Source organism: Streptomyces sp. MMG1533, from assembly GCF_001279775.1.
In the GTDB taxonomy this organism is placed as follows: Bacteria; Actinomycetota; Actinomycetes; order Streptomycetales; family Streptomycetaceae; genus Streptomyces.
The window spans coordinates 35,652-42,608 of record NZ_LGDG01000271.1 but is presented as its reverse complement, the minus strand read 5'-3'; the positions used below and the strand labels follow the sequence as shown (position 1 = coordinate 42,608).

Genomic DNA, 6,957 nt, shown 5'->3' with positions numbered 1-6,957 from the left:
CGAAAGCGGGCGACCAGGGTGCCCAACACCGTTCGGAGCACCCGGCTGAGCACGAGTCCTGGCAACAGGACCCACTCCCACTCAGTCATTAGGAACGGTTGAGCAAGTAGGGCGGGGCGGCTCGAGAGGTCCTCGCGGCGCGAACCGACGCAGGCGCACCACACGGCCGCCATCAGTGGTGGAACCCGGTGGCCATCTCCTTGCCGTGGGCCAGCGGGCCTGTCTGTCGGCGCAGCTCCGGCAACAGCCGTCCCAGGTCCTCCACGAACATCTCGGCGAGGTCGGCCGAGAAGCCGTTGCGGCACACGACCCGCAGGACGGAGAGGTCCTCGCGGTTCGCCGGGAAGGTGTACGCGGGCACCAGCCAGCCCCGCTCGCGCAGTCGCCGGGACACGTCGAAGACGTCGTACGCGTCCACGCCGGGCGCAGTCGTGAAGGCGAAGACGGGCAGCTGGTCGCCCCGGGTGAGCAGCCGGAAGTCGCCGAGCGCCTCCACGCGTTCGGCGATGCCGAGGGCCACGTCCCGCGTGGACTGCTGCACCGCCCGGAAGCCCTCGCGGCCCAGCCGCAGGAACGTGTAGTACTGCGCGACCACCTGGGCGCCGGGCCGGGAGAAGTTGAGGGCGAAGGTCGGCATGTCGCCGCCCAAGTAGTTGACCCGGAAGACGAGTTCCTCGGGCAGGGCCTCCTTGTCACGCCACAGTGCCCAGCCGACGCCGGGGTAGACGAGCCCGTACTTGTGCCCCGAGGTGTTGATGGAGGCGACCCTCGGCAGCCGGAAGTCCCACACCAGGTCCTCGTCGAGGAAGGGGGCCACCATGGCGCCGGACGCACCGTCGACGTGCACGGGGATGTCGAGGCCGGTCCGCTCCTGGAGGGCGTCGAGGGCGGCGCACAGATCGGCGATCGGCTCGTAGGAGCCGTCGAAGGTGGAGCCGAGGATGCCGACGACGCCGATGGTGTTCTCGTCGCACAGTTCGGCGGCGGCCTGAGGGTCGAGGTGGAAGCGGTCGCCCTCCATGGGCACCTGACGGGCCTCCACCTCCCAGAAGGTGCAGAACTTGTCCCAGCAGACCTGGACGTTGACGCCCATGACGAGGTTCGGGCGGACGTCCCGGGCCGGGTACCGGTCGGCGTTCCGCTGCGCCCAGCGCCGCTTGAGCGCCATGCCGGCGAGCATGCACGCCTCGCTCGACCCGGTGGTCGAACAGCCCACGGCAGCCGCCGGGTCGGGCGCGTTCCACAGGTCGGCGAGCATGGCCACGCAGCGCCGCTCCAGCTCGGCGGTGCGCGGGTACTCGTCCTTGTCGATCATGTTCTTGTCCCGGCACTCGCCCATCAGGAGCCCGGCCTGCGGTTCCATCCAGGTGGTGACGAAGGTGGCGAGGTTCAGCCGGGCGTTGCCGTCCAGCATCAGCTCGTCGTGCACGAGCTGGTAGGCGGTCGTGGACGGCAGGGGAGTGTCCGGGAGGCGGTGCTTGGGCGGGGCCTCGGTCATGCCGCCGACCGGGTTCGCCTCGCCGAAGAACGGGTTGACGGACAGGGGACGCTCGTCGGGCTTCTCGGGACCTTTGTGGAGCGGCATGGGCGGTTCTCCTCAGCGGATCGTCGGATTCTTCGGCGGGTTCAGGTGACTGGGGTTCCGTCCTTGCGCAGCTGCATCTGCGGCCGCCCCGTCACCAGGAGCCAGGCCGGCAGGGAGGCGATGCAGAGAAGGGCGAGGATCGCGGGGGAGGCCACCAGCACGGCGGCCGTGAACAGGCTCACCCAGCCCTGCCGGGTGATGGCGAGGAGCATGCCCAGGACGCCCGCGGCGACACCGACCGCCGGTTGGACGGAGGGCGCCAGGGCATGGGCGCCGAGTCCGAAGGCGGTGCCGACGAACACGGCCGGGAAGATCCGTCCGCCCCGGAAGCCGCAGGACGAGGACCACGGAGGACGAGCCGGACCGCCGGCAGCTGCCCTGGTCGCCGCCGCGGCCGGCGCCAGGATGGGCCACAAGGGTGGTCGTGAGGGCGCCGGCCGCGGCGGCGACCAGGGGCGCGAAGACGTTGTCCCACAGCGCTCCCTTCAGCTGCCGGCCGGCCGGCGCCTCGGAGATGAGCAGCGCCGCCGCCACCGGCGTCCCGAACAGGGCCCCGATCGTCGCCGACTGGGCCGGCGCCGGCCACAGGCCGCCCGGAATCCGCGGGAGCAGCCGGCTGCCCAGCCAGAACGCGAGACCCACGTTCACGGCGATGGGCGGGTTCTCGGGACCGAGACTCGGCCCGCCCGCGAGCATCAGCCCGGTCGCCGGCACCGGCCCGGGCGGCATGGCGGGCGGGAGCACGGGAGCGTCGAGGCCGGTGGTGGCCGGGTCGGGCCCGGCGTGCCCGGGCACCTTCCACACCACCAGCCCCACCGCGACACCTGTCGCGGTGAGCACGAGGAGCATCCACAGCACGGAGTACCGGCCGGTCCCCAGCGTGTCCGGCAGGTCCTGCCGCAGCACGTCCTGGAACTCCTCGGCCGCCGCGCTCACCCCGACGAGGAGCAGGCTCGCGCCCACCCCCACGACGAGAGCGGGGAGGATCGACGGCAACAGGGCGCGCGCCGGGTTCGCCGGGGCGGCGGATGCCTGCTGCGCGGTGTCCTGGGCCACGGGCTCACGATAAGCGGACAAAACGGACTGAACATCCGGAGGAATCCGGTCGGGTACCGCCGTCTCGGACCTCACCGGAAAATCCGGCTTGCACCTCACGTCACGTGAGGGCCCACCGTGGAGTGCGTACCGAGAAGGGAGCGGACGAAGTGAGCCATTCCGTGGGACAGGTCGCCGGTTTCGCCGGAGTGACGGTGCGCACGCTGCACCACTACGACGACATCGGCCTGCTCGTCCCGAGCGAGCGCAGCCACGCGGGCCACCGGCGCTACAGCGACGCCGACCTCGACCGGCTGCAGCAGATCCTGTTCTACCGCGAGCTCGGCTTCCCGCTCGACGAGGTCGCCGCCCTGCTCGACGACCCGGCCGCGGACCCGCGCGCGCACCTGCGCCGCCAGCACGAGTTGCTGACCGCCCGGATCGAGAGGCTGCAGAAGATGGCGGCGGCCGTGGAGAACGCCATGGAGGCACGCAAGATGGGCATCAACCTCACGCCGGAGGAGAAGTTCGAGGTCTTCGGCGACAAGGACCCGGAGCAGCACGCCGAGGAGGCGGAACAGCGCTGGGGCGGCACGGACGCGTACGCCGAGTCACAGCGCCGCGCCGCGAGCTACACCAAGGACGACTGGAAGCGCATGCAGGCCGAGGTCAACGACTGGAGCGAGCGCTACGACGCCCTGATGGCCGCCGACGAACCGCCCACCGGCGACGCGGCCATGGACATGGCCGAGGAACACCGACAGCACATCTGCGGGTGGTTCTACGAGTGCTCGTACGAAATCCACCAGGGCCTCGGCGAGATGTACGTGTCCGACGAGCGCTTCAAGGCGTTCTACGACTCCATGCGCCCGGGCCTCGCCGAACACCTGAGGGCCGCGATCACGGCGAACGCGGCCCGCCACACCTCGTAGTCACCCGGCCCGGGGGAGCACCTACTCCCGGGCCAGGACGACCGCCGTCCCGTACGCGCACACTTCGGTGCCGACGTCCGCCGCCTCGCTCACGTCGAAGCGGAACATCAGCACGGCATTGGCCCCACGCGCGCGTGCCTGCTCCACCAGCCGTTCCATGGCCTGGTTCCGGGTCTGGACGAGTGTCTTGGTGAGCCCCTTGAGTTCACCGCCGATCATCGACTTCAGACCGGCACCGATCTGACTGCCCAGGTGCCGTGACCGTACGGTCAACCCGAAGACCTCGCCGAGGACCTCCTGCACCCGGTGGCCGGGCACGTCGTTCGTGGTCACCACCAACACGTTCGGCCGGGGCTCCTGACCACCGCCGTAATCTTCGATACTCATGGTCCACAGCTTTGTCCCAGACGGACCACAGTGCATCCTGGGGACTCCCATGGAACCTGGGCCACGACGGCTGCGTTGATACTTTTGGGCAGCCAGCCCAAGCCCGTCCCCCACCAGCAGGAGCCACAAACCCGTGACGACCACGCTCGCGCTCGGCCCCGAGTGGCTCAGCCCCGACTACCTCATCGAGACCTTCAGCCTGCCGGGCATCCTGCTGATCGTCTTCGCCGAGTCCGGGCTCTTCGCGTTCCTGCCCGGCGACTCGCTGCTGTTCACGGCGGGTCTCTTCGTGGCCCAGGGCGAGTTCATCAGCCAGCCGCTGTGGCTGGTGTGCCTCCTGATCGTGCTGGCCGCCGTCCTCGGCGACCAGGTGGGCTACATGATCGGCAAGTTCTTCGGCCCGAGGCTCTTCAGCCGCCCCAACTCCAAGCTCTTCAAACAGGAGAACCTGGAGAAGGCCCACGAGTTCATGGAGAAGTACGGCCCCAAGGCGATCGTCCTCGCCCGCTTCGTGCCGATCGTGCGCACCTTCGCCCCCATCGTGGCGGGCGCCGGCCGCATGCAGTACCGCACCTTCCTCACGTACAACGTCATCGGCGGCGTGGCCTGGGGCTCCGGCATCACGCTCGCGGGCTACTGGCTCGGCCAGATCGAGTTCATCAGGACGAACGTCGAGGCGATCCTCGTCCTGATCGTCTTCGTCTCCGTGGTCCCGATCATCATCGAGTACCTCCGCGAACGCTCCAAGAAGAAGCGCGCGGCCGCCGAGGCCCCGATCGCCGCCCATCAGCAGGCCCCCGTCATGGACGACGCGACGACCCAACTCCGCCGCATCCCCCCGACCGACGAGCAGTACGGCAGCCAGGGGGACCAGCAGCAGTACGGCAGCCAGGAGGACCAGCAGCAGTACGGCAACCCGGGGGACCAGCAGCAGTACGGCTACGACCAGCAGCACTACGGCCGGCCCTCGCAGCAGCAGCCGTACGCCCAGCAGTACCCGCAGGGGTACGGGCAACAGCCCTACGGCTCCCAGCAGAACGAGCAGTACCCGCCCAATCAGGGCTACTGACAGCCGGCCCAGGGGCGCGGGGCCGTGTCGATATGCGGCTCCGCCGCGTGGGCGCGAACAACCGCAACGCCAACGCACCCGTAGCCGCACCCGCGCACTCGCATCAGCCGTACGCCGGCCCCCCGGTGCTCGTAGGCACCGGCGCTCAGAACCCTCGCGTACGCTTCGCGGCCCTGCGCCCCGCCGCACTCCCCGCCCCCGGCAACCGCAGGAACAGACGCGAAATCTCCGACCCGAGGTTGACGCCGATGGCGATGGCCATCGCCAGTGCCGCCGCCTTCGACAAGGACACCAGCCCCTCGTCGACCTGGTTCTGCGCGATCGACAACAGCCCGAAGTACGTGGCGGAACCCGGCAGCAGGGGGCCGATCGCCGCCGTCGTGTAAGGCAGCGCGGACGCGAACCGGTACCGGGACAGCATCTGGCCGAACAAGCCCACGAGCCCCGCCGCCACCGCCGTGGACGCGACCGGCGAGAGATCGCCCGTGTAGTGCATCGCGCCGTACACCGACCACGCGACCCCGCCGTTCAGGGTCACCGCCAGCACGGTGGATCGTTCCTGCTGGAGCAGGACCGCGAAGGTCAGGGACAGCAGCATCGACGCGCCGATCTGCCACAGCGGCCGCTTGTCGATGCCCAGCGCGGCGTCGGGGTTGAGGTGGGCGCCCAGCTGCACGCCGACGTAGAGCATGATCAGCACTCCGACGACGATGCCGACGAAGAAGTACATGACCTCCAGCAGGCGCGCGGAGGCGGTGATGTAGAAGCCGGTCAGACCGTCCTGGACGCCCGCCACGAGCGCCCGCCCGGGCAGCAGGGCGAACAGTCCACCGGTGACGACCGCGGCGGCCTTCACGTCCACGTGCGCGAGGGTCAGCGCGATCCCGATCGCGGCCGGTGGCATCGCGGCGACGGTGAACTGGTAGAACTCCGGCAGTCCGCGTCCCGCGCACAGCCACGCCAGCCGGTCGCCGAGCATCGCGCCGAGCGCGGCCGCGACGAAGACGAGGAAGTCACCGCCGACGAGCACGGAGGCCGCACCCGCCAGCAGCCCGCTCGCCGTGGTCAGTACCCAGCCCGGATACGGGTGCCGGTTGCGCCGGATCTCGGCGAGCCGCCGGTACGCCTCCTCCAGGGAGATCGCCGTGTCCGCGTCGCTGAGGTCGTCGACCAGCCGGAACACGGCCGCGAGGCGCGTGTAGTCGGTGCCGCGGCGGCGGACCGTCCGGGACGCCGTCACCGGGTCCTCCACCAGGGACGGCTGGTAGGAGATCGACAGCAGGGTGAAGGTGACGTTCGGCTCGCAGCGGTCCAGGCCGTAGGAGCGGCAGACCGCGAACATCGCCGCCTCCACGTCCTCGGCGCCCTCACCACCGGCCAGCAGCAGTTCGCCGATACGCAGCGTCAGGTCGAGCACGCGCGGAACGGCCGGGCCCTCCTCCTCGACCTTCTGCAGGATCTCCGGCGCGGGCCGCTCGGCCACCGGCATCCGCAGCATCGTGCGCATCCGGTCCTGCCAGGGCGCGTTCTTGGTGAGGCTGACCACAGGGATGCCGGTCGCCGGAGTGAACGCCGCCGGGGCGTCCTTGGCGCTGTAGGTGCGCGGCGTGTTGAACGCCGATCCCTCGGGCTCCGCCGGGAGCGTCTGCGGTACGCCGAGACCCTTGGGGACGGCGAACTCCGACGTGGTGTCGGACTCCGTGGCGACGCCCGTGGGCACCGTCAGCCCCTCGGGAACCGCGAACTCCGACGTCGTAGAGGAATCGGCCGAATCCCCGGCGACGGTGGTCGGAGCCGCGAACCTGCTCCTGGCCTCGTCCGACCGCGGCTTGCGGTCTTCCGTGTCCCTCACTCCGTAGCGCTCCCTGTACGACACGTGCAGCAAGCATCAGTATGCGCACACATACGCGAAGGGGCCGCACGCGTGAGCGTGCGGCCCCTTCGCAACA

5 protein-coding genes and 1 pseudogene are annotated in these 6,957 nt (G+C 70.3%); 2 read left to right on the top strand and 4 right to left on the bottom strand.

The features are described 5' to 3' along the window. Positions 1–172 precede the first annotated feature (172 nt). Positions 173–1,585: a glutamate decarboxylase gene (locus ADK57_RS41830; protein WP_053754983.1), complete on the bottom strand. Its 1,413-nt coding sequence runs from the start codon at positions 1,583–1,585 to the stop codon at positions 173–175. 41 nt (positions 1,586–1,626) lie between these two features. Beyond that, positions 1,627–2,641: pseudogene (locus ADK57_RS41825) on the bottom strand (ion channel protein). Between the two features lie 149 nt (positions 2,642–2,790). On the opposite strand from ADK57_RS41825, the gene ADK57_RS41820 reads away from it, so the two are divergent. Next, positions 2,791–3,552, top strand: coding sequence for a MerR family transcriptional regulator (locus tag ADK57_RS41820; protein ID WP_053754985.1), 762 nt, complete (start codon positions 2,791–2,793; stop codon positions 3,550–3,552). Positions 3,553–3,573: 21 nt separating this feature from the next. Here the strand turns inward: ADK57_RS41820 and ADK57_RS41815 are convergent, their stop codons facing one another. Next, entirely contained in the window at positions 3,574–3,939 is a 366-nt protein-coding gene (locus ADK57_RS41815) for a YbjQ family protein (protein WP_053754982.1), read from the bottom strand. A 133-nt stretch (positions 3,940–4,072) separates the two neighbouring features. On the opposite strand from ADK57_RS41815, the gene ADK57_RS41810 reads away from it, so the two are divergent. After that, positions 4,073–5,008 (top strand): DedA family protein, encoded by a 936-nt coding sequence (locus ADK57_RS41810; protein ID WP_053754981.1) that lies wholly within the window; start codon positions 4,073–4,075, stop codon positions 5,006–5,008. A 145-nt stretch (positions 5,009–5,153) separates the two neighbouring features. On the opposite strand, the gene ADK57_RS41805 is transcribed toward ADK57_RS41810, so the two are convergent. Beyond that, the gene (locus ADK57_RS41805) at positions 5,154–6,860 is read right to left on the bottom strand and encodes a threonine/serine ThrE exporter family protein (protein WP_053754980.1); all 1,707 of its coding nucleotides are present in this window, start codon (positions 6,858–6,860) and stop codon (positions 5,154–5,156) included. Between the last annotated feature and the right edge of the window lie 97 nt (positions 6,861–6,957).